Raw genomic sequence first — 21,634 nt, forward strand, 5'->3', positions numbered from 1 at the left:
ATTCTTGGGGAGGGGTTATGACTGTTTCAACCGGTTCGTGCAGCAGAATCGTGCTGGCAGCGGTTTTAAGCACCGCACTTGTCGCCTGTCAGAACAACCCTGTTCGGGATGTCACGTCGGTATTTGAAGCCGCGCCGACGGAACCGACGCCAGGCCAGACCCCGGAACAGTTCCGCCTCGCGCAATTGACCAAGGAATCCGAGGAAATCCGGGGGCAGGCGCTCCTGGCCGGTCTCGGGGTCGGCGTCGTTCTGGCGCTAACGATCTGCGACAGCCCGATTTCGGTCTGCGGCGTTGCCGCGACGGCGGGTGGCGCGGCGATCGGTTATGGCGCGGGCATGTATGTCGCCCAGAAAAGCCAGCTGGCGAAGGAAGAGCAGGACCAGATTTCGGGCTCCATCAGCTCCGCCGAAGCCGCCTTGAACACCTATAAGGAACGCGCCGACGTCGCGCAGGAAGTCGTGGCGCAGAACCGTGCTGCCGTCCAGGCCATGAACGACACTGCTGCAGCGTCAGATTCCGAACGTGCTTATCGCGTGCAGCAGTACAAGAACATGGAAGGCGATCGCGACCGCATCGAAGCGCTTCAGTCGCAGCTGGAGAACGATCTTCGCTTCATGAATTTGGAGTTGGAGGGCCGGGAGAAATCGGGCGATACCAATCTGGCGGATCTGAAGCAGCAGCGTGACGCGCTGCAGCAGGTCAATCAGCAACTGACCTCCCAGCTTAATGCGATGAATGGCCTGATCGAGGACGTTCCGGATGAAATCCGCAGCGCCGCCGTCTAACGGGAGAGACCCATGCTTGATCAGGAGCTCGTAGTCGAAGGTTCCGGCCTTGTGCGGCCGCGGATCGCAACGGTGCTGCTTGCGTTCGGTTGTCTTGTCGCGTTGTCCGCGTGCCAGACCACGAAGACCGGCGATCCTTGCGACTACCGCGGCGAAACGCAGGGATTCCTCGGCGCGACCGGCAGCGTGCTGACCGATCAGTATGAGGCCTGTACGGCCAAATTGATCGCCCAATTGGAGGAGCTGCAACTGGCGAATATTCAGGCGAAGCGCCGGGCGGAACGGTTGGAAGCTTTGGCCGCCGAAAGCGAGGGGGACGTCGCGGATGCCGCCGCGCGGTTGGCCCGCGTCAATCGGGACAGTCAGACGGCTCTCGACCGCCTGAACGAAATGCGCGCGCGTCGGAACGCCGATCAAGCCAAACTGGATGATCTCCTGGCGCAGCAGCGGGCGCTGGAAGACAAAAAGCGTGCGCTGAGTGAGGCCGCGCTAAGCACCGACGGGACTGCAGAAAGCCTGCAGGCAGAGATCGCGGCGCTCGAGCAGGAACAAGCCGCCTTGCTGGAGATCATCGAAGCCGAGAGTCAGGCCTGATACGGGCCCCAAGGTTTCCGGTACGCGCGTCGGCACGGGGGCCGTCGCCGGATCGACGGAGTTCTGAACGGGTGCGGCTGGTTGGGGGGATCAGGTGGCGGACCAGCGTATCTGTCGTACGGTAACGGGCGATTTCGAACCGGTTGGACCGGGTGATTCACGGTCGGCGGAATTCCTGAAATCGGTGCTGGAGCGGGAGCTTGGGTCCGACCATGCGGCTCTCTTCGCGGAGCCTCAATCTGCTGCCAATGGGAAATCGCTGGATTGGCTGACCGATCGCATGGGCACTGTCCGTGCCTATAACGATCTTTCCGAAGACGAGAAGGCTGCCCTGCGGTCCAAACTCAATGCCCGGGTTTCCGACATTCGAAATCTGGTCGACCGGCTGAATGGGTCGGACGGGGCGAATGAACGGCGCGCGGCTGCGGCGCTGTCGCATGCCCTGGACGTGCCGGACCAAGGATGCGTTTTCCGGGTCGGTGATGAGCCGGTTCTGGTGAATTGGGGGTACCGGCGCAGCGGCGACCGCAATACCAAAGGGACTTTGGCCCGGTTCATGGCGGAAGGCGGCGCGCAGGATCCGGTTTCGGAGGCACCGGCCGTCGATCCGCCGCCCGCCAATGGACGCGGCCGGTCCGCACCCGTCCGGTTCCGGCCCAGTGAGGGTGGAACGGTCGTCGGCCGTGATCCGTCCAGCAGCGATTGCGTCATCTATCATCCCGGCATCGCCGCGCGTCATGCGCGCTACATCCGGAAGGGCTCCGATCTGTTCGTCGAGGATCTGGGCAGCGGGTCCGGTACATACGTCAATGGTCGGCGGGTGCTGCGCCGGACCAAGGTCGACAGTGGCGACCGGGTCGATATCGGCCCCTATCGGATGGACGTCGCGGGCGAGGATGTGGTTGCGGTCGACGCGGCCCATGAATCGTCCCTGCGGCTTGACGGCGTCAGCCGACAAGTGCGCGTTGCCGGACGGTCGTCGCCGCTGGTCATTCTGGACGATGTGTCGCTGGAGATCGGCGCCGGGGAGTTCGTTTGCATCATCGGGCCGAGCGGATCCGGGAAATCCACATTGATGGACGCCATGTCTGGGCGGGTCACGCCAACCGGCGGCACGATCACCTTCAACGGGATGGATCTGCACCGGAATTTCGAACATCTGAAATCCGTGATCGCCATGGTGCCGCAGCACAATGTCCTGCATGAGGCATTGACCTTGCGGCAGGCCCTGACTTTCACCGCGAAGCTTCGGCTGCCGTCGGATACAAGCCGGAAGGAACGCACCCGGATCGTCGAGGAGGCGGCCGCAAGCGTCGGCCTTTCGGAACGCCTCGATACTAAGATTGGACGGTTGAGCGGCGGTCAGAAGAAGCGCTGTTCGCTGGCAAGCGAGCTTCTGGACCGCCCCGCGCTGCTGTTCCTGGACGAGGTGACAAGCGGATTGGACGAGGAGACCGATCAGGAGGTGATGAGCCTCTTGAGACGGATGGCGGATGACGGCATGACCATCGTCTGCGTCACGCATACCTTGGCAAATATCGAGCCCTATGCCGACAAGCTGATTGTGATGAATGTCGGCGGCGTGCCGGCTTTCTATGGCCCTCCCGGCGAAGCCTTGCCCTATTTCGGTGCCCACCGAATGGGGGAGATTTTTCCGCGCCTGGCGGGCGAATCGCCGGCGGCCTGGCGCGAGCGGTTCGACGCGCAGCAAGTGGCCGTCAGCGGCGCGCAATCGACACAACAGGCGGCGCGCGCCGAGACCACACCCGCGAAGCCGCCATTCAAGCCACTTAAATCCCTGGCGACGACTTTGCGCCAAACCGAGTTTCTGACCCACCGCAATATCCTGCTGCTGGCGTCAGACAGCCGGCTATGGGGCATGGCGCTGGTTCAGGCATTGTTGATCGGCGCGCTGATCGGTTATGCGTTTACCGATTTCGGCCCGGAAGCGACGCTGGTCAATTCGAAGATTGCGATGCTTTTGCTGATCGGTCTCGCCGGGCTTTGGATCGGGTGCAACAGTTCCGCAAAGGAGATCGTCGGCGATTTGCCGATCTTTCAACGCGAATACGATGTGAACCTGTCGTCCGTTGCCTTTGTTCTATCGAAACTGCTGGTGGCCAGCGCGTTCACCATGGCGCAGATGGGGCTCGTCTATGCGCTTGCCGTCGGTCTCAGCAAGGAAATCCCGGGCGACGATCTTTATCAGTTCGGTTTCTCGCTGGCGGCGGCTTTCGCAGGCTGCGCCATGGGGCTTTTGATTTCCGCCGCAACCAATACCACCGAACAGGCCACGACCGTGGTGCCTCTGGTCCTGGTCCCCCAACTGATTCTATCCGGCGTGATCGTGCCCAGCCTGCCTGATATCGCGCAGGCCGCGTCGGAGGTGGCGATGACCAGCTATGTCCTGATCGAGGCGATGAAATCGGTCTATTTCGAGTTTGACGGCCCGGTCATGGGTATCGATGCCGACAGCGGACAACCGATCGAACTGACCGCCCAATCCTACTGGATCGGGGCTCGTATGATTGCGATCCATTGCGCGGTGCTGTTGTTGAGCGCATTCGCCATTGTCCGCCTTCGGCAGCGGGCCCGAACGAAGAAGCGCGGCTGATACCGCCTCGCTGCACCTATTCGGACATTGATAGGGCGTATCCGGACCGATTTTCGGCTGATCCAATCCGTTCGTTGCCGACCAAAGGATGGCCAGACACTAAAAACCCCGCAACTCACAGAGTTTGCGGGGTTTTTGTTGGTCGGAGTGGCTGGATTCGAACCAACGACCCCTGCCTCCCGAAGACAGTGCTCTACCAGGCTGAGCTACACTCCGGCTGGATGCGTCGGCTTTTCCGTGAGGGGCGGTCGGGTCCGTCCCTGGCCGAAGCGGATCGGCTTATAACGCCCTGGATGGCGCGACGCAAGACACGGAATGATCCGGCGACACGGAATTTTTATTTTCCGGCGACCCGGCATAGTCTGCGGCTGCTCGAAGAGGCAGCAAGAAATAGAAAGAGGTGCGTGGTGGCGGATTTCGTAGATGGGGTTATTTCCTTCTGGTTCGATGAACTGAACCGGGAAGCTTGGTTCGCGGTCGATACAAAGGTCGACGAGGCGATCCGGGACAGGTTCGGTGCGTTGCGCGACCGGTTGGCTGCGGATCGGGATGCTGCCTTTGCGGCGGCGGAGACGGCGCGGGGCGCGCTGGCCGTGCTGCTGGCGCTGGATCAGTTCTCTCGAAACCTCTATCGCGGGCAGGCGGAGGCCTTCGCGGCGGACCCGTTGGCGCGGGATATCGCGCGCCGGGCCGTGGTGCGCGGCCAGCACCTGGACCCGGATCTGCCGCCCCTGGCCGGGCAGTTCTTCATCCTGCCCTTCGAACACAGCGAAAGCCTGGCCGATCAGGATTGGTGCTGCGCCTTCTGTGAGGCGGTCGGGGACGAGATGTTTACCGATTACGCCGAGCGACATCGCGCGATCATTCGCCGGTTCGGTCGGTTCCCGCACCGGAACGCCGCGCTGGGCCGCCCGTCGACCGCGGAGGAAACCGCCTTTCTGAAGGAACCGGGTTCGTCCTTCTGACCGCCCAATTGCTGCGGCGCACACTCATAGGATTGAAATCCGCGCGCAAATCGTCAGATACTTTTGGACAGGTGTTGAATTGACGGCGGTACGCGCCGGACTGCGACGCGATTGCCGAGAACCAGAAGGGGTGGGGACCGCCCCCCTACGGTTAGGCCCCCGCGCCCTTCCTAAAAAGAAGGGAACGGAAAGATGAGCGTCGCCGCCCTGCTGAGTAAAAAACCCAGCGACAAGATCATAACGGTATCCGCGTCGACCTCGATCCGCGAGGCCTCCGAATTGTTGGCCCAGAACAAGATCGGGGCGGTGGTCGTGACGGAGGACAAGGATCGCGTTGTCGGCATCCTGTCCGAACGTGATATCGTGCGCGGCCTTGCCGCCCGCGGCGCATCCGTGATGACCCAACGGGTCGCGGATTTGATGACCGCCCCGGTCGAAACCTGCACGCCGTCCGACGCCGCCGACGATGTGATGCGGCGGATGAGCGAAGGCCGGTTCCGCCACATGCCGGTGACCGAAGGCATGAAACTGGTCGGCGTGATCTCGATCGGGGACGTCGTGAAGAACCGCATCAACACGCTGGAGCAGGAAGCCAGCGCGATGCGCGACTACATCACCACCGGCTAGTCATCCGCGTCGGCCGACGGCAAGGAGACTGATCGGCAGGTTCGGATCAAGGCCTTGATGATTGGCCCTTTCGGGTCGATCAGGGCCGGGTCGGTCGCGATCAGGGTGATCACCGTTTCCGCTTCCCCCTGCCAGTTCAGGACCGGGGCGGCCAGGGCATAGAGGCCCGGAATGAAATCACCGCCGACCGATGAATACCCGTCGCGGCGAATTGCCTTCTTCAAATCCTCAATAAGCTTCGCATCGGACTCGCCGATCAGCGGATCGGTCAGATTGGCCGGCGCGAAGCCCAGGAAGACCCGGCCTGTCGCCGAATGAACCAACGGCATGACGGTCCCGAGGCCCAGGGCGGTCACGATGTGATTGCGCGCGCGTTCCCATCGGACGATGACCGGCCCGCTGGCCCCCCAGACCGATAGCATGGCGGTACAACCGGTCGCCGCGACCAAGTCCGGCAGAACATCCGCCGTTCGATTGACGAAATCCGTCCGGGCCAGGGCCGACAGGCCCAGTTCCGTCGCAAATGGGCCGAGGTCGTATCGACCGGACCGTGCCTTCTGGCTCAACATTCCCTGCGCGACCAGGCTGGAGAGGTAGCGATGAAGCTTGCTGGTCGCCATACCGGTCCTGTCACTGACTTCCTTGAGGGACAGAGGTCCGGAGTCGCGGGCGAACACTTTCAGGATCGTCATCGCCGTGTCGACCGATCCGATCCCCCGCCGGTCTTCGGTATCCTGAAGCATGTTTCCTCCCCAATTCGGATTCTGCAATTGTCTATTGGTGAATGTACTGTATATTAGTGAATAAGAAAACGGGCAAACGACCCGAGGGAGGAGCAGGTTCATGCGCATCGCCATCATCGGGGCGGGACCGGCGGGATTGTATGCCGGCACATTACTGCGCCGCCATTTTCCGGACAGCGACATCGAGATTTATGAGCGCAACCCGGAAAACGTCACCTGGGGTTTTGGGGTCGTGTTCTCAGACACGGCACTGGATTTTCTGCGCGAGGACGATCCCGAGACACATGCCGCCATCGTGCCGCATATGGAGATGTGGCGCGACCTGACCCTCGACGTGCTGGGGGAGCGCGTGGCCATCGATGGCGTCGGTTTCGCGGCGGTCGGCCGGCTGCATCTGTTGCAATTGCTGACGGCGCGGGCGCGGGACGTCGGGCTGTCCCCGCAGTTCGATGCGGATATCGGCGATCTTTCCCGCTTCCAGGACCACGATCTGATCATCGGGGCCGACGGTCTGAACTCCCTTGTCCGGCAATCGGATGACTTCGGGGTGACGCTGGATTACCTCGACAATAAATTCGTCTGGTATGGCACGAAACGTCCCTTTGGGACCCTGACCCAATCCTTCCGTCAGTCGCGCCATGGCCGCTTCAATGCCCATCACTACCGCTACACGCCGGATATGAGCACCTTCATCGTTGAAACGGATTCCGCGACATGGCGGGCGGCCGGGTTCGACGGCATGGACGAGCCGGCCGCGCGCGCCGTCTGTGAGGAGATATTCGCCGACGTGCTGGAGGGCGCGCCGCTGGTCGCCAACAATTCCCATTGGCGGAACTTCCCCAAACTGTGGTGCGAGACGTGGCATCGGGACAACAAGGTTCTGATCGGCGATGCGTTGCATACGGCCCATTTCTCCATCGGATCCGGGACGCGGCTGGCGATGGAGGATGCGATTGCCCTGGTCCGCGCTTTGAAGGACCATCCGGGGGCGGTGCGCGACGGATTGGCGGCTTATCAGGCGGCGCGACAGCCGATCGTGAAGAAGATCGTCACCGCCGCCAACCAGAGCGCCGACTGGTATGAGGGCTTCGCGGCGCGGATGGATATGCCGGCCTGGGAGTTTGCGGACAGTTACATTCGGCGCGCCGGGCGAATCGACGACGACCGCCTGCGCAAACTGGCGCCCGCCTTCATGGCCGGGCTCGACCTCTATCGCGCCAAGCAAGAGCCAGCAGGATGAGTGATATCGCGGATTTGGTATCGGATGATTGTCCCGGCGCGCGGGAAATCGGGTTTGCTCTGCCGGACCGCTATAATGCGGCATCCATCCTGTTCGACAATCTGACGGCGGGGCGCGGCGATAAGGCGGCGGTCCTGACCGAAGCCGGGGCCACCAGCTATTCGGATCTTTGCGCCGAAGCCTGCCGGATCGGCAACGGCCTTCTGAGCCTGGGATGCGGGCCCGGCGACCGGGTGATCCTTGTTCTGAATGACAGTCCGGATTATGCGGCCGCGATTTTCGGCGCATTGCGGGCGGGGCTGGTGCCGGTGCTCATCAATACCCTGTCGCCCCCCGATCAGATCGCTTACTTCGTCGAGGACTCGGCTGCGAAGGCCGCCCTGATCCATGAGGAGCATCGCGGCCTTTTTGAGGGCGCGTCCGTGGACAATCTGATTGTGCTGGATGGCCCGGCGGGGCGCGATTGGGTCGCGGGCTGCTCCCCGGATTTGCCGATGGCGGACACGCATCGCGACGACATGGCATTCTGGATGTATTCGTCCGGCTCGACTGGTCGGCCGAAAGGGGTGGTGCATCTGCATCACGACATGGCCTATACGGTCGAAAGCTATGCCCGGCGTGTCCTGGATATTCGGGAAGACGATGTCTGCTTTTCCGTCCCGAAGATCTTTTTCGCCTACGGTTTCGGCAATTCGATCACCTTTCCCTTCGCCGTGGGGGCGACGACCGCGCTTCTGCCGGACCGACCGGTGCCGGGGCGGATATTCGATCTGATCCGTGCCTGCAAACCGACCCTGCTTTTCGCGCTGCCGACGGTCTATACCGCGCTGATCAAAAGCCCGGATGCGGCCGCGGCCGACCTCGGCTCCGTGCGGATGTGCATATCGGCGGCAGAGGTCCTTTCGGGCGATGTGTTCAACGCCTGGAAGTCCCGGTTCGGTCACGAGATCGTCGAGGGGCTGGGGTCGACCGAAGTGCTGCATATCTATCTGTCCAACACGGTCGACCGGAAGCGCCTGGGATCCGCCGGGCTGCGCGTGCCGGGATATGAAGTGAAACTGACCGACCGTGACGGAGCCCCGGTAGCGCCGGGCGAGGAGGGCATTCTCTGGGTCCGCGGGCAGTCCTCCGCGCCGTGTTACTGGAACCGGCCGGACAAGACGGCGGAGACGATGCGCGACAGCTGGATCTGGACCGGCGACCGGTTCACGGTCGATGCGGATGGGTTCCACTTTTTCCGCGGCCGGGCCGACGACCTCATCAAGGTCAGCGGCCAATGGGTTTATCCGCTGGAAGTCGAACTGTGCCTGAACGAGCATCCGAAGATCCTGGAATGCGCCGTCATGGGCTTGCCGATGGAGGACGGTCGTACCACCCTGGCGGCCGTGATTGCTCCGATGCCGGGCGTCCAGGGCGGTTCGGATCTGGGGGAAGAGTTGAAGGCCTATGTGAAGTCGGAATTGCTGCCCTACAAATATCCGCGCCGGATCGTGTATATGGACAGCTTGCCGAAGACGGGTACCGACAAGATCGACCGCCAGGCCTGCAAGCGCCTGTTGCTGGCTGGCACATGAACGATTTCGGGAACAGGGAAATGCCGCGATGAGTGACGCAAAACCGGTCTCCGCCGAACGCCAGGCGTTCTACGACGAAATCCGGCCGCTCAACATGACGCCGCTGTGGGAAATGCTGCACGCGCTGGTGCCGAAGCAGCCGGCGACGCGGGTTCAGCCGGTCCGCTGGCGTTATGACGATGTCCGGCCGTATCTGATGCAAAGCGGGGATCTGATCACCGCCAAGGAAGCGGAACGGCGTGTCCTGATCCTGGAGAATCCGGGCTGTCCGGGCGAGAGTGCCGCGACGGGGACGCTTTACGCAGGCCTGCAGCTGATCCTGCCGGGCGAGGTTGCGCCCTGCCACCGGCATACCCAGTCGGCGCTTCGATTCGTGATGGAGGGCGACGGGGCTTATACGGCCGTCGACGGCGAGCGCGCGGTGATGCGGGAATTCGACCTGATTCTGACTCCCAGCTGGCAATGGCACGATCACGGCAATGACGGCGCCGGGCCGATGGTATGGTTGGACGGGCTGGATATCCCGACCGTGCGTTTCTTTGACGCCGGTTTCGCGCAGCAGGGCAATGACGAATACCAGTTGGACCGCCGCCCGCCGGGGTTCAGCCGCGCGCAGTTCGGGCGGAACATGCTGCCGGTCGGTTTCGACGCGCCGAAGACCAGTCCGGTCTTCCACTATCCCTATGCCGAATACCGGCAGGCCCTGGAGGACATGAAAAGGTCGACGGAATGGGATCCGCATCAGGGCCTGAAACTGGAATTCATCAACCCGGCCACGGGCGGCCCGATGATGCCGACCATTTCCGGCTTCGTGCAGCTTCTGCCCAAGGGGTTCTCGACCAGGACCTATCGTGCCACCGATGCCATGGTCTGCACGGTTGTCGAAGGGACCGGAAACGCCATTGTCGGGGATGAGGTCTTCGATCTGAAGCCGCGCGATGTTTTCGTCATCCCGCCCTGGCACCGGCAATGCCTGGAAGCCCGTGACGACCTCGTTTTGTTTGTCTTCTCGGACAAGGGCATGCAGGACTCTCTCGGCATCTGGCGAGAAGAGCGCGTCTGAGAAAGCGGGAGGGGTCATGTCCGTTAAAATCCACGGCATCAAGAACTGTGACACGATGAAGAAGGCCTTCGCCTGGCTGGACGGGCAAGGCATCGCCTATGAGTTTCATGACTACAAGAAATCCGGCGTCACGACGGAAGCTCTGGCGGACTGGTGCGATGCCGAAGGTTGGGAAAAGGTCCTCAACCGCGCCGGCACCACGTTTCGCAAGCTTCCGGACGCCGACAAGGCCGGTCTCGACCGCGACAGGGCGATCGCCCTGATGGTCGAACAGCCGTCGATGATTAAACGCCCCGTGCTCCGAACTGCCGATGGGCGGATCGAAATCGGGTTCAAGCCGGACCGCTATGCCGAGATCTTCGGAAAATAGGGGCGCCGCCGCCCAATCTGCGCCGAAAGGCCGAAATAGAGGAAACCGCTGATATGAGTTACGTTCTGCCGCCGCCGCCCGTCACTGCCGTGCCCGTTCAGGGCGGTGGGGACTTCCCGGTGCGCAACATCTATTGCGTCGGGCGCAATTACTGGGCGCATCGCGAGGAAATGGGGGTTTCCGACCGCGATCCGCCCTTCTTCTTCACCAAATGCCGGGACGTCATCGTCTATTGTCCGCCGGGCGCGGCGACCGATATCGCCTATCCGCCGGAAACGTCGAATCTGCACCATGAGATCGAACTGGTGGTGGCAATCGGGAAGGAAGGCTTCCGGATTTCTCAGGCCGATGCGCCGGACCATATCTTCGGCTATGCCATCGGCCTGGATATGACCCGACGCGATCTGCAGGGCGCGGCAAAGGACAAGGGCCGTCCCTGGGACAACGGCAAGAGCTTCTTTCAGGCGGGGCCGGTGGGCGAGATCGTGCCCATGGCCAAGACCGGGGAAATCACCGGCGGCCGGATCCAGTTGTCGGTGAACGGCACGATGCGCCAGGACGCCGAAATGGATGAGATGATCTGGAATGTGCGTGAGACGATCGAAGATCTGTCGCGGTTCCACACGCTGTATCCTGGTGATCTGATCTTTACCGGGACGCCCGCCGGTGTCGGCGCTGTCGTGGCCGGTGATGTGCTGGAAGGCAGCGCCGAGGGCGTTGGATCCTTGACGGTGAAAATCGTCTGATCGTCCCGGCCTTCGGGGGTGAAGCCGCCGAATCCGGCGGGTTCGATCATTTCCTCTTGCGGGTCGCGCGAGAAATGATTTAGGCTTAAAAAGTCAAAGCTTAAAACAATAGTATGGGATTGCATGCAACATAGCGCAGAAATCCGCATTGCGGATTGATGTGGATGAACTATAGTGCAGCAAGACCGATGGGAGAGGACGGTAAGCGTAAGGTATGCCCAAGCGGGCGCTTGACCCCGCGCATGCTTCCGCGTTCTCCTTGAACCGTGGGTTTCGACGCGATGGATGTTCGGTATTCGAATGTCCCAAAAACAGGGAGGTACGGGTATGAAGAAGATGTTGCTGGGCGCCGCGCTGGGCGCCGTGATGATGGCAGGGCCGGCCTTCGGCGCCAGCCATGGCGAACCGGTCAAAATCGGTTTCGTGACCACGCTGACCACCCCGGCCGCGGTGATCGGCAACGACATGAAGAACGCTTTCGATCTGGCGCTGGAACATATCGGCGGCGAAATGGGCGGCCGTAAGGTCGAAGTGATCTACGAAGATGACGGCTTCAAGCCGGAAGTCGGCAAGCAGGCCTCGGACAAGCTGGTGAAACAGGACGAAGTCGACTTCGTCACCGGGTTCATCTGGTCGCACGTCCTGCTGGCCTCGTCCAAATCGGTCCTGGACAGCGGTACCTTCCTGATCAGCGCCAATGCGGGCCCGTCCCAGCTGGCCGGCAAGGGCTGCCACGAGAATTTCTTCTCCGTGTCCTGGCAGAACGACCAGACGCCGATGGCGCTGGGTGAAGCCTTGAACGCCAACGGCGTGAACTCCGTCTACATCATGGCGCCGAACTATGCCGCCGGTAAGGACATGGTCGCGGGCGTGGAGCGCACGTTCAAAGGCGAAGTAAAGGGCAAGGACCTGACGAAGTGGGGCGCCGACGCGCAGCTCGACTTCTCGGCGGAACTGGCCAAGGCGAAGGCCTCGGGCGCGGAAGCGATCTGGGTCTTCTATCCGGGCAAGGCCGGCGGTGCGTTCATTCAGCAGTACACCCAGGCCGGCCTGCAGGACAGCCTGCCGCTGTACTCGGTCTTCACGGTGGACGCTCTGTCCCTGCCGCGTCTGAAGGATGCCGGCCTGACGGGCGTGCTGGGCAGCCGCGCGACGCAACATTGGTCGCCGGACCTCGACAACGAAGCGAACAAGAAGTTCGTCACGGACTTCCTGGCGAAGTACGGTTCCTACCCGTCCTTCTATGCCCAGCAGTCCTATGACGCGATGATGCTGATCAAATCGGCCGTCGACGCGGTCGGGGGCGATCTGTCCGACAAGGACGCGGTGCGCGCGGCGCTGGCCAAGGCCGATTTCGCGTCGACCCGCGGCGGCTTCAAGTTCGGCAACAACCATTTCCCGGTCCAGAACTTCTACCTGCGTGAAGCGGTCGAAGATTCGGAAGGGCGTTGGACGACGAAAGTCGTGTCGACGGTGTATGAAGACCATCAGGATCCGCACGCCGCCGATTGCGGTATGTAAGATCCGCCTTGCGTAACCGGCGGGGCGGGCCGACCACGGTCCGCCCCGCTGTTTTTCCCCCACCAGAATTCGATCACGAACTGTGGGGTATGGCGGTTGGGATAGGGAAATGGCCTCGGCCGGCCTCTCTCACGGAGGCTGCGGACGTGGCGGGGATAAGTGAATGGATACGGCGCTTCTCATCACGCAGTTGCTGAATGGCTTGCAACTGGGCGTGTTGCTGTTCCTGCTGGCGGCGGGACTGACCCTGATCTTCGGGATCATGGACTTCATCAATCTGGCGCACGGCTCCTTCTATATGGTCGGTGCCTATATCTGCGGGACGCTGGTTGCGCTGCTGGACAGTTTCGTCCTGGGCGTGATCCTGGCGATACCGCTGACGCTGGCCGTGGGCTATGTCGCGGAACTGGTGGTCGCCCGGACGCTCTATGCGCGCGATCACCTGGACCACGTTCTGGCGACCTTCGGCCTGATCCTGATTTTTGATACGGCCGTGCATCTGTTCTGGGGTGCCGAGGGCATGGCGATCCCGCTGCCGGATTGGCTGAATGGTCAGATCGCCGTCTCCGAAACGATCCTGCTGCCGACCTATCGCATCGCGATTATCTCGGTCGGGCTCGCGGTTGCGGTGGGCCTCTATGTCCTCGTGACGCGGACCCGCATCGGTATGCTGATCCGCGCCGGTGCCTCGAACCGGACCATGGTTCAGGCGCTGGGGGTCGACATCAAGCGCCTGTTCTCGCTGGTCTTCGCCGCAGGGGCCGCCATCGCCGGCCTGGCCGGCATGATGGTCTCGCCGATTACTGAGGCGTCAATCGGCATGGGCAACGATATCATCATCGTCGCCTTCGTCGTGATCATCATCGGCGGTATCGGGTCGGTGAAGGGCGCCTTCGTCGGCGCGCTGATCGTCGGCATGATCGATACGATGGGCCGGTCCTATCTCGACCAGTTCATGAAGCTCTTCATGTCGGATCAGAATGCCGAGACCGCCGCGCCGGCGGTGTCGGCCATGCTGATCTACATTCTGATGGCGGCGATCCTGGCGGTACGGCCGCAGGGTCTGTTCCCGCCCCGCGTACGCTAAGCGGAAGCGAAAGGACAAACACGATGAACGCTTCCGACATCCTGACGCCCAAAGGACTGATCGCCGCCGCGGTTATCCTGCTGCTGGCCGTCATGCCGGTTCTGACGGCGATCGCCGATCAGGCCTTCTATCTCGACATCGCGACACGGATTTTGATCCTCGCGATCGCGGCCGTCAGCCTTAACCTGATCCTTGGTTATGGCGGCATGGTCAGCTTCGGCCATGCGGCCTTTATCGGGATCGGCGCCTATGCCGTCGGCATCCCGATCTATTACGACGAATATTCCGGCTGGCTGCACTTCCCTCTGGCCATCGCAGTCAGCGCGCTCTACGCGCTGATTACCGGCGCGATCAGTCTGCGCACCAAGGGTGTGCATTTCATCATGATCACCATGGCCTTCTCGCAGATGGTGTTTTTCCTGTTCATCTCTCTGGAGGAATACGGCGGCGACGACGGTCTTTTGATCTGGTCCGACAGTGAGTTCGTCGATGGGGTCGATGTCGACGATCCGACGACCTTCTATTATCTCTGCTTCATCTCCTTGATGGGCGCGCTTTTTCTCGTCCACCGCATCGTCAACTCCCGCTTCGGACGGGTGATCCGCGGGTCGATGTCGAACGACAAGCGCATGAAGGCGCTGGGCTATCCGACATACGGTTACAAGCTGACCGCCTATGTTATTTCCGGCGCGATCTGCGGTTACGCCGGGGCGTTGATGGGCAACTTCACCAATTTCATCAGTCCGGAAATGATGGGCTGGACCCGGTCGGGCGAGTTGATCTTCATGGTCGTCCTGGGCGGATCGGGCAGCGTCATGGGGCCGATCTACGGCGTCCTCTCCTTCCTGCTGCTGGAAGAATTCCTGCCCGACTTGATGGATCTGTTCTCTAAGGACGCCGGGATCTACTGGCATCTGCCCTTCGGCATCATCCTGGTGTTGGTCGTGCTGTTCGTGCGCGGCGGGATCAACGGTCTTCTCGACAGGTGGAACCGATAATGACGACGCTTCTCGAAATTCGCGACCTGCAGAAAAGCTTCGGCGGCGTTCATGCGACCAAGAACGTGTCGCTGGACGTTCTCGAGGGCGAGGTCCATGCGGTGATTGGTCCGAACGGGGCCGGTAAGACGACCCTGATTTCCCAGCTTTGCGGTGAACAGTTTCCGGATTCGGGCCGTGTCCGCTTCGCGGGCAAGGACATCACCCGTGCGTCCGGTCCCGCCCGGGCGCATATGGGGATCGCGCGCTCATTCCAGATCACGACCGTCTTTCAGGACATGACCCTGTTGGAGAATGTCTCCGTCTCCGTTCAGGCCCATGACGGCCATTCCTTCCGGTTCTGGGCGGATGCCGGACGGGACGCGGCGCTGAATGCCAAGGCGATGACTTTCCTTGAGGAAGTCGGATTGCAGGAAAAGGCCCATGTCTTGTCCCGCGAGGTCTCGCATGGCGAACACCGCCAGCTGGAGATCGCCATGGCGCTGGCGACCGAACCCAAGATGCTACTGCTGGACGAACCGATGGCCGGCATGGGGACGGAAGAAAGCCAGCGCATGATCGAAATCCTGAAGCGTTTCAAGGGTCACAAGACGATGCTTCTGGTCGAACACGACATGGACGCCGTTTTCGCGCTCGCCGACCGGATCTCGGTCCTGGTTTATGGCGAGCTCATCGCCACGGACACGCCCGCGGCGATCCGCGATAACGAGGCCGTGCGTCAGGCCTATCTGGGTGAGGAGGCTGCCTGACCATGTTGACCGTATCGGGTTTGAAGACATTCTACGGCAACAGTCAGGCGCTGTTCGGCATGTCGCTGGAGGTCAAGGCGGGCGAAGTCGCCACGCTGATGGGCCGCAACGGCATGGGCAAGACCACGACCGTCCATTCCATCATGGGCATCGTGCCCGCCAATTCCGGCGACATCCACTTCGAGGGCGAGGCCATTCGTGGCCTGGCGCCGTATTCCGTGGCCCGGAAGGGCATCGGCCTTGTGCCGGAAGGGCGCCAGGTTTTCCCGAACCTGACCGCGCATGAAAATCTGGTGGCGACCGCAGCGAACTGGGGCAAGCTTTCCAATCCCTGGACGGCGGAGCGGGTCTACGACCTGTTCCCGGGGCTCGCCGAACGCCGCAGCAGCATGGGCAACCTGCTTTCCGGCGGCGAACAACAGATGCTGGCGGTTGGCCGCGCCCTGATGACCAACCCCAAACTGCTGATCCTGGACGAAGCAACCGAGGGCCTGGCCCCGCTGATCCGGGACGAGATCTGGAAAAGCCTGGAAGCACTGAAGTCCGAAGGCTTGTCGATCCTGGTCATCGACAAAAACGTCAAGGACCTGGCCCGCATCGCAGACCGCCACCACATCGTCGAAAAGGGCAAGGTCGTCTGGACCGGATCCAGCGCTGCGCTGCTGGCGAACGAAGATCTGATGCACCGCTATATGGGGGTGTGACGGGGCGGGATCGCATCGCCCTCACCCCAACCCCTCTCCCCCGGGGAGAGGGGCTTTTTGATGCTCGACCACTGATTCAAGCGCCTGCCAGACACCGTCAGGGTTGGTCAGTATGTCGTTGTTCCAGAATCGCAATACGCGATAGCCTGCGTCGTGCAGCCGATTGGTTCGGAACGCGTCACGCGCTGTCTGGTCGGCATGTTGCCCTCCATCGATTTCAACGATCAGCTTCACCTCATAACAAACGAAATCGGCGATGAAACCTTGAACGGGAACCTGTCGTCTGAATTTCAGGCCCTGAAACTGTCGATTTCGAACCATGCTCCAGAACTTGGATTCCGCATCTGTTGAATTGCGGCGAAGCTCTCGAGCTCTCTTGGTGTGTTTCATTAGAGAAATCTATAATTGATTGAAATCCCCGAAAAGCCCCTCTCCCTCGGGGAGAGGGGTTGGGGTGAGGGGAACGGGGTACATTTCCTGCCACGCCAATGACCCATTTCCGATGCTACCATCGCAGCATGCGCCGCATCGTCGTCACCTTGCTCTGTCTTCTACCCGCCACCGCCTTCGCCGACCCCTGCCCACGTGGACAGGAGCGGGCGGCGAGCGGTGACCTGGATGCCGCGATCCAGGCCTATTCCGGCTGCCTGCAGGCGGGCCTGCCGCAGGACGAGAAGCTGGCAGCCTATCTGGCGCGCGGGGACCTCTATGTCCTCGACGGGCGCTTTCTGGAGGCGCGGATGGACTACGATGTCGTCCTGGCGATCGATCCGCACCATTCGGAAGGCTATCTGCGTCTGGCACGGCTTCATGCGCTGGAGGGCAGCCACACGGCGGCGGTGGACGCGGCCAATCAGGCGATCCGGTTGAACCCGGACAACATCGCCGCCTATCGCCGCCGGGCCCTGTCGCGCATCGCCCAGGGCACGCCCTGGCCCGCCTTCGACGATCTGAACCTAGTACTGGAACGGGATCCAGGGGATTGGGAGGCTCGGCTGGCGCGGGCAGAGATTCTCCGCGCCATGGGTGAGCCGGAACAGGCGCTGGACGATGTCGGTGCTGTCCTGTCGGCGCATCCGAACAACCAGACCGCCCTGTTCCAGCGCGACCTTCTGCTGGGCATTTTGGGGCGCGACCAATAGGAACCTTGCCACCGGCGCGGCGGCGGCTATAGTGCGCTCATCGAAATCGGCACCAGACGGCGGATCGGGCTCATGGCCTTTACGATCGACACCATCGGGATTATTTGCGGCTGTCGCGCGCGCGGCGGCCGTTGGCGGTGCTGATCCGGACCTTCCGGACATAGAACAGCGAGACCATCGACCCCGCGGCAGGCATGATCCTCCCGCGGGTTTTCAGTTTTTGACGAGATGAAGAGCGGATAGCGGATAATGGACCTCAAGATCTACGACACCAGCAGACGACAGAAGATGACCTTCGAACCCCGCGTGGCCGGGAAGGTCGGTCTGTATGTCTGCGGCCCGACCGTCTATGACCGGATCCATATCGGCAACGCACGGCCGATCGTCGTCTTCGACGTCTTCGCGCGCCTGCTGCGGACGCTCTATGGCGATGTCACCTATGTCCGCAACATCACCGATATCGACGACAAGATTAATGCCCGCGCCAAGGAGCGCGGCATCGATATCCGCGACCTGACGGAGACCACGGTCGCGCGCTTCCGGGAAGACTGCGCCGAGCTGAAATGCGCCCCGCCGGATGTGGAGCCGCGCGCGACGGAAACCATCCCGGAAATGATCGCGCATATCGAAAAGCTGATCGACAATGGGCATGCCTATGCGCTGGATGACGGGCATGTCCTGTTCCATGTCCCGTCCTGGCGGGACTATGGCAAATTCGCCAACAAGGATCGCGACGAGCAGATTTCGGGCGCCCGTGTGGACGTCGCCAGTTACAAGCGCGACCCGGCGGATTTCGTGCTGTGGAAGCCGTCGGATGCCGAAACGCCCGGCTGGCCGAACCCCTGGTGCGAGAAGGGACGGCCGGGCTGGCATATCGAATGCTCCGCCATGTCCGAGAAATATCTCGGCCCGGATTTCGACATTCATGGCGGCGGGATCGATCTGGTTTTCCCGCATCACCAGAACGAGATCGCCCAGAGCTGCTGCGCCCATGCGGAAGGGGCGCGGGACGACCGCTTCGCGCGCTATTGGATGCATAACGGCTATCTGATGAGCGAAGGCGAGAAAATGTCGAAGAGCCTCGGCAACTTCTACACCGTCGCCGAACTGCTGGAAGAGTTTCCGGGCGAGGCGCTGCGCCTCGTCATTCTGCAGGCGCATTACCGCCAGCCGCTGGATTTCTCCAAGGATAAATGCCGCGAGGCAAAGGCGGCACTGGACCGGCTGTACCGCCTGAAGCAGGCGGCGCTGGCAACCGGTGCGCAGGCCGTCCGGGACGACGCCGTGCACGCTGCCCTGATGGACGACATGAACACGCCGCTGGCCCTGGCGAAGCTGCATGAATTGAACGATGGGGTGACGACCGGGGAGGGCGCGGCGCGGTTCCTGGGCGCGCTCGATCTGCTGGGGATCGCCGTGGATGACCCGGAAACCTGGTTCAAGGGCGGCAGCGACGGTCCGTCGGCGGAAGAGGTCGAGAGCCTGATCGAAGCCCGCAAGGCGGCCAAGGCGTCCAAGAACTTCGCCGAAGCGGACCGCATCCGGGACGAACTGAAGGATCGTGGCGTCGTTTTGGAGGACAAGCCCGGCGGCATCACCGAATGGCGGCGGGCGTAACGGTTGGAACCCTCTCCCCCAGGGAGAGGGGGGTCCGCAGGGCCGGGTGAGGGCAGCCGGCGGTGAACGGGGCACGAATTCCCCCTCACCCCGGCCCTCTCCCTCGAGGGAGAGGGAGATGGTTTGGCGGGGCGGCAGGACTTGAAGGAACTTTGCGTCCTTGGCTTCTCCTTCGCGTCCTTTGCGGTTTTCTTCCCGCCGTCCTGAGGCGGAAGACAGTTTGGAGCTGAGCGTATGAGCGAGCGCATTTATCTGTTCGATACGACCCTGCGGGACGGGGCGCAGACCCAGGGCGTGGATTTTTCCGTAGCCGACAAGGTCGCGATCGCCCAGGCGCTGGATCGGATCGGCGTGGATTACGTCGAGGGCGGCTGGCCCGGCGCCAATCCGACCGACGATGCCTTCTTTGGCGATCCGCCGGAATTGCAGACGGCGAAGCTGGTCGCCTTCGGCATGACGCGGCGTCCGGGCCGGTCGGCGGAGAACGATCCCGGTCTCGCCCCGCTTCTGACTTCCAAGGCCACCGCCATGTGCCTGGTCGGGAAGAGCTGGGACTTCCACGTCGATGTCGCGCTGGAAATCCCGCATGAGGAAAATGTCGCGATGATCGCCGACTCGATCCGGCTGGCCGGACAGCGCAAGCCGGAGGCGATGTACGATGCCGAACATTTCTTCGATGGCTGGAAGGCGAACAAGGCCTTCACCCTGTCCTGTGTGAAGGCCGCCTATGAGGCGGGTGCCCGCTGGATCGTGCTGTGCGACACCAATGGCGGAACCTTGCCGCACGAGGTCGAGGCCATCGTCCGCGAAGTAACCGAACACATCCCCGGGGACCGGTTGGGAATCCACGCCCATAACGATACCGAGAACGCCGTCGCCAATTCTTTGGCCGCAATCCGTGCCGGCGTCCGTCAGGTGCAGGGCACGATCAACGGGTTGGGGGAGCGCTGCGGCAACGCCAATATCTGTTCGCTGATCCCGTCCCTGATGCTGAAAATGGGGTTCGAAACGGGCATTTCACATGATGGCCTGAAGGAACTGACCCATCTGTCGCGCCTGCTGGACGAGCGGTTGGAACGGCCGTCGAACCGCCATCAGGCCTATGTCGGGGCGGCTGCTTTCTCGCATAAGGGCGGGCTGCATGTCTCTGCCGTGGCCAAGGACCCGCGCACCTACGAACACATCCCGCCGGAGACGGTCGGCAACCGCCGCCACATCGTCGTGTCCGATCAGGCCGGCCGGTCGAACGTCGTCGCGCGGCTGGAGGAAAGCGGGATCGAGATGGAGGAAGCCGCGCTGCGCCGTCTGCTGGAAGACGTGAAGGACCGCGAGTTCCAGGGCTATGCCTATGACGGTGCGGAGGCCAGTTTCGAACTGCTGGCACACCACGCCAAGGGTGACGTGCCAGATTATTTCGACATCAGCCGCTTCCGCGTCATGGACGAACGTCGCCACAATGCCGTCGGCAAGCTGATCACGGAATCCGAGGCGACGGTTCAGGTCGAAGTTCAAGGCCGCCAGGTCATGCGCGTCGCCATGGGCAACGGCCCGGTCAACGCGCTGGACACGGCCCTGCGCGAGGCCGTCTGCGAGATCTATCCCGACCTGACCGACATGCAGCTGGTCGATTACAAGGTCCGCATCCTGCCGCCGCCGAAAGGTTCGACCGGTACCGATGCCGTGACCCGCGTGACCATCGAAAGCGAGGACGAGATGGGACACCGCTGGTCGACCGTCGGCGTGTCGGCGAACATCATCGACGCCTCCGTTATCGCCCTTTACGATGCCTATGCCTATAAACTGATGCGGGACGGGGTGCGATGAGGCTTCCGGGCCGGAACGAGCGCCATGCGCTGGGCCGGCGCATCGTCGACACCTGCCTGGCGATGAACGCGTCGGGCATCAATCAGGGCAAGTCCGGCAATGTTTCCGCCCGGTTCGGCGATGCCATGCTGGTGACGCCGTCCGGGGTTTCCTATGACGCGCTGAAGCCGATGGATATCGTCCTTCTGGGGCTCGACGGCACGCCGGTCGAAGACGGGCAACTCCTGCCGTCCAGCGAATGGCGCATGCATGCCGACATCTACCGCGCCAAGCCGGAAGCGCAGGCGGTGGTCCATGCCCATCCGACCTTCTGCACGGCGTTGGCCTGTCAGCGCACCGGCATCCCGGCCTTTCACTACATGGTCGCCGTCGCGGGCGGGACGGATATTCGGTGCTCGGACTATGCGACCTTCGGGACGCAGGCGCTATCCGACACCATGGTCGCGGCCCTGGAAGACCGGAAGGCCTGCATCCTGGCGAACCACGGCATGATCTGTTTCGAGGCCAATCTGGAAAAGGCGCTGGGCCTCGCCATCGAGGTCGAAAGCCTGGCCCGCCAGTACCACCATGCGCGGCAATTGGGCGAACCGGTAATCCTGAGCGATGCCGAGATGGCCGAGGTGCTGGAAAAGTTCAAAACCTACGGCAAGCAGCCGGGGAAGGAATAG

Annotated in this window: 21 protein-coding genes and 1 tRNA gene; 19 read left to right on the forward strand and 3 right to left on the reverse strand. The window is 62.3% G+C overall.

Annotated features, from left to right (window positions below):
- Window positions 1–17 precede the first annotated feature (17 nt).
- The 3 genes from ACO06O_RS05525 to ACO06O_RS05535 all read left to right on the forward strand — a co-directional run bounded on the left by ACO06O_RS05525 (window position 18) and on the right by ACO06O_RS05535 (window position 3,996).
- A complete protein-coding gene (locus ACO06O_RS05525; RefSeq protein WP_421877129.1) occupies window positions 18–788 on the forward strand; it encodes a hypothetical protein in 771 nt (256 codons plus the stop codon).
- 12 nt (window positions 789–800) lie between these two features.
- Window positions 801–1,382 (forward strand): hypothetical protein, encoded by a 582-nt coding sequence (locus ACO06O_RS05530; RefSeq protein ID WP_421877131.1) that lies wholly within the window; start codon window positions 801–803, stop codon window positions 1,380–1,382.
- Between the two features lie 94 nt (window positions 1,383–1,476).
- A complete protein-coding gene (locus ACO06O_RS05535; protein WP_421877133.1) occupies window positions 1,477–3,996 on the forward strand; it encodes an ATP-binding cassette domain-containing protein in 2,520 nt (839 codons plus the stop codon).
- Between the two features lie 139 nt (window positions 3,997–4,135).
- Here the strand turns inward: ACO06O_RS05535 and ACO06O_RS05540 are convergent.
- Window positions 4,136–4,212: transfer RNA gene (locus ACO06O_RS05540), tRNA-Pro, on the reverse strand.
- A 191-nt stretch (window positions 4,213–4,403) separates the two neighbouring features.
- On the opposite strand from ACO06O_RS05540, the gene ACO06O_RS05545 reads away from it, so the two are divergent.
- Both ACO06O_RS05545 and ACO06O_RS05550 read left to right on the forward strand, forming a co-directional pair.
- The gene (locus ACO06O_RS05545; protein ID WP_421877135.1) at window positions 4,404–4,961 is read left to right on the forward strand and encodes a DUF924 family protein; all 558 of its coding nucleotides are present in this window, start codon (window positions 4,404–4,406) and stop codon (window positions 4,959–4,961) included.
- A gap of 192 nt (window positions 4,962–5,153) precedes the next feature.
- Entirely contained in the window at window positions 5,154–5,588 is a 435-nt protein-coding gene (locus ACO06O_RS05550) for a CBS domain-containing protein (RefSeq protein WP_421877137.1), read from the forward strand.
- Here ACO06O_RS05550 and ACO06O_RS05555 read toward each other — a convergent pair.
- Window positions 5,585–6,331, reverse strand: coding sequence for an IclR family transcriptional regulator (locus ACO06O_RS05555; RefSeq protein ID WP_421877139.1), 747 nt, complete (start codon window positions 6,329–6,331; stop codon window positions 5,585–5,587). The genes ACO06O_RS05550 and ACO06O_RS05555 overlap by 4 nt on opposite strands.
- 100 nt (window positions 6,332–6,431) lie before the next feature.
- Here ACO06O_RS05555 and ACO06O_RS05560 point away from each other — a divergent pair, with 100 nt between their 5' ends.
- From ACO06O_RS05560 to ACO06O_RS05605, 10 genes are all read left to right on the forward strand, one after another.
- Window positions 6,432–7,571, forward strand: coding sequence for an FAD-dependent monooxygenase (locus ACO06O_RS05560; RefSeq protein ID WP_421877142.1), 1,140 nt, complete (start codon window positions 6,432–6,434; stop codon window positions 7,569–7,571).
- On the forward strand, window positions 7,568–9,145 hold the full coding sequence (locus ACO06O_RS05565; protein ID WP_421877145.1) for a benzoate-CoA ligase family protein: 1,578 nt from the start codon (window positions 7,568–7,570) through the stop codon (window positions 9,143–9,145). Before ACO06O_RS05560 ends, ACO06O_RS05565 begins: the two co-directional genes overlap by 4 nt.
- Window positions 9,146–9,173: 28 nt before the next feature.
- The gene (gene gtdA, locus ACO06O_RS05570) at window positions 9,174–10,208 is read left to right on the forward strand and encodes a gentisate 1,2-dioxygenase (RefSeq protein WP_421877147.1); all 1,035 of its coding nucleotides are present in this window, start codon (window positions 9,174–9,176) and stop codon (window positions 10,206–10,208) included.
- Window positions 10,209–10,224: 16 nt separating this feature from the next.
- Complete coding sequence (locus ACO06O_RS05575) at window positions 10,225–10,578, forward strand: ArsC family reductase (protein ID WP_421877150.1); 354 nt, start codon at window positions 10,225–10,227, stop codon at window positions 10,576–10,578.
- A gap of 53 nt (window positions 10,579–10,631) precedes the next feature.
- Window positions 10,632–11,324, forward strand: coding sequence for a fumarylacetoacetate hydrolase family protein (locus tag ACO06O_RS05580; protein ID WP_421877153.1), 693 nt, complete (start codon window positions 10,632–10,634; stop codon window positions 11,322–11,324).
- A 327-nt stretch (window positions 11,325–11,651) separates the two neighbouring features.
- Window positions 11,652–12,845 (forward strand): ABC transporter substrate-binding protein, encoded by a 1,194-nt coding sequence (locus ACO06O_RS05585; protein WP_420417387.1) that lies wholly within the window; start codon window positions 11,652–11,654, stop codon window positions 12,843–12,845.
- Between the two features lie 163 nt (window positions 12,846–13,008).
- The gene (locus ACO06O_RS05590) at window positions 13,009–13,932 is read left to right on the forward strand and encodes a branched-chain amino acid ABC transporter permease (RefSeq protein WP_420417386.1); all 924 of its coding nucleotides are present in this window, start codon (window positions 13,009–13,011) and stop codon (window positions 13,930–13,932) included.
- A 23-nt stretch (window positions 13,933–13,955) separates the two neighbouring features.
- Window positions 13,956–14,930, forward strand: coding sequence for a branched-chain amino acid ABC transporter permease (locus ACO06O_RS05595; RefSeq protein ID WP_421877156.1), 975 nt, complete (start codon window positions 13,956–13,958; stop codon window positions 14,928–14,930).
- Window positions 14,930–15,679, forward strand: a complete 750-nt coding sequence (locus ACO06O_RS05600) for an ABC transporter ATP-binding protein (protein ID WP_421877159.1) — start codon at window positions 14,930–14,932, stop codon at window positions 15,677–15,679. Before ACO06O_RS05595 ends, ACO06O_RS05600 begins: the two co-directional genes overlap by 1 nt.
- Before the next feature lie 2 nt (window positions 15,680–15,681).
- Window positions 15,682–16,383 (forward strand): ABC transporter ATP-binding protein, encoded by a 702-nt coding sequence (locus ACO06O_RS05605; RefSeq protein ID WP_421877161.1) that lies wholly within the window; start codon window positions 15,682–15,684, stop codon window positions 16,381–16,383.
- Window positions 16,384–16,404: 21 nt separating this feature from the next.
- On the opposite strand, the gene ACO06O_RS05610 is transcribed toward ACO06O_RS05605, so the two are convergent.
- Entirely contained in the window at window positions 16,405–16,773 is a 369-nt protein-coding gene (locus ACO06O_RS05610) for an endonuclease domain-containing protein (RefSeq protein ID WP_421877163.1), read from the reverse strand.
- A gap of 98 nt (window positions 16,774–16,871) precedes the next feature.
- Here ACO06O_RS05610 and ACO06O_RS05615 point away from each other — a divergent pair, with 98 nt between their 5' ends.
- From ACO06O_RS05615 to ACO06O_RS05630, 4 genes are all read left to right on the forward strand, one after another.
- Entirely contained in the window at window positions 16,872–17,525 is a 654-nt protein-coding gene (locus ACO06O_RS05615) for a tetratricopeptide repeat protein (RefSeq protein ID WP_421877165.1), read from the forward strand.
- 249 nt (window positions 17,526–17,774) lie between these two features.
- Window positions 17,775–19,142: a cysteine--tRNA ligase gene (gene cysS / locus ACO06O_RS05620; RefSeq protein WP_421877167.1), complete on the forward strand. Its 1,368-nt coding sequence runs from the start codon at window positions 17,775–17,777 to the stop codon at window positions 19,140–19,142.
- A gap of 234 nt (window positions 19,143–19,376) precedes the next feature.
- The gene (gene cimA / locus ACO06O_RS05625; protein ID WP_421877169.1) at window positions 19,377–20,966 is read left to right on the forward strand and encodes a citramalate synthase; all 1,590 of its coding nucleotides are present in this window, start codon (window positions 19,377–19,379) and stop codon (window positions 20,964–20,966) included.
- Window positions 20,963–21,634, forward strand: coding sequence for a class II aldolase/adducin family protein (locus tag ACO06O_RS05630; RefSeq protein WP_421877171.1), 672 nt, complete (start codon window positions 20,963–20,965; stop codon window positions 21,632–21,634). The genes cimA and ACO06O_RS05630 overlap by 4 nt, the downstream gene beginning before the upstream one ends.

Source organism: Pacificispira sp. (assembly GCF_965228185.1).
GTDB lineage: Bacteria > Pseudomonadota > Alphaproteobacteria > UBA8366 > Aestuariispiraceae > Pacificispira.

What these genes read in the sequence shown, in the direction of transcription:
- ACO06O_RS05525 (WP_421877129.1), top strand. Translation starts at nt 18, where the DNA reads ATGACTGTTTCAACCGGTTCGTGCAGCAGAATCGTGCTGGCAGCGGTT.
- ACO06O_RS05530 (WP_421877131.1), top strand. Translation starts at nt 801, where the DNA reads ATGCTTGATCAGGAGCTCGTAGTCGAAGGTTCCGGCCTTGTGCGGCCG.
- ACO06O_RS05550 (WP_421877137.1), top strand. Translation starts at nt 5,154, where the DNA reads ATGAGCGTCGCCGCCCTGCTGAGTAAAAAACCCAGCGACAAGATCATA.
- ACO06O_RS05555 (WP_421877139.1), bottom strand. Translation starts at nt 6,331, where the DNA reads ATGCTTCAGGATACCGAAGACCGGCGGGGGATCGGATCGGTCGACACG.
- ACO06O_RS05560 (WP_421877142.1), top strand. Translation starts at nt 6,432, where the DNA reads ATGCGCATCGCCATCATCGGGGCGGGACCGGCGGGATTGTATGCCGGC.
- ACO06O_RS05565 (WP_421877145.1), top strand. Translation starts at nt 7,568, where the DNA reads ATGAGTGATATCGCGGATTTGGTATCGGATGATTGTCCCGGCGCGCGG.
- gtdA (WP_421877147.1), top strand. Translation starts at nt 9,174, where the DNA reads ATGAGTGACGCAAAACCGGTCTCCGCCGAACGCCAGGCGTTCTACGAC.
- ACO06O_RS05575 (WP_421877150.1), top strand. Translation starts at nt 10,225, where the DNA reads ATGTCCGTTAAAATCCACGGCATCAAGAACTGTGACACGATGAAGAAG.
- ACO06O_RS05580 (WP_421877153.1), top strand. Translation starts at nt 10,632, where the DNA reads ATGAGTTACGTTCTGCCGCCGCCGCCCGTCACTGCCGTGCCCGTTCAG.
- ACO06O_RS05585 (WP_420417387.1), top strand. Translation starts at nt 11,652, where the DNA reads ATGAAGAAGATGTTGCTGGGCGCCGCGCTGGGCGCCGTGATGATGGCA.
- ACO06O_RS05590 (WP_420417386.1), top strand. Translation starts at nt 13,009, where the DNA reads ATGGATACGGCGCTTCTCATCACGCAGTTGCTGAATGGCTTGCAACTG.
- ACO06O_RS05595 (WP_421877156.1), top strand. Translation starts at nt 13,956, where the DNA reads ATGAACGCTTCCGACATCCTGACGCCCAAAGGACTGATCGCCGCCGCG.
- ACO06O_RS05600 (WP_421877159.1), top strand. Translation starts at nt 14,930, where the DNA reads ATGACGACGCTTCTCGAAATTCGCGACCTGCAGAAAAGCTTCGGCGGC.
- ACO06O_RS05605 (WP_421877161.1), top strand. Translation starts at nt 15,682, where the DNA reads ATGTTGACCGTATCGGGTTTGAAGACATTCTACGGCAACAGTCAGGCG.
- ACO06O_RS05610 (WP_421877163.1), bottom strand. Translation starts at nt 16,773, where the DNA reads ATGAAACACACCAAGAGAGCTCGAGAGCTTCGCCGCAATTCAACAGAT.
- ACO06O_RS05615 (WP_421877165.1), top strand. Translation starts at nt 16,872, where the DNA reads ATGACCCATTTCCGATGCTACCATCGCAGCATGCGCCGCATCGTCGTC.
- cysS (WP_421877167.1), top strand. Translation starts at nt 17,775, where the DNA reads ATGGACCTCAAGATCTACGACACCAGCAGACGACAGAAGATGACCTTC.
- cimA (WP_421877169.1), top strand. Translation starts at nt 19,377, where the DNA reads ATGAGCGAGCGCATTTATCTGTTCGATACGACCCTGCGGGACGGGGCG.
- ACO06O_RS05630 (WP_421877171.1), top strand. Translation starts at nt 20,963, where the DNA reads ATGAGGCTTCCGGGCCGGAACGAGCGCCATGCGCTGGGCCGGCGCATC.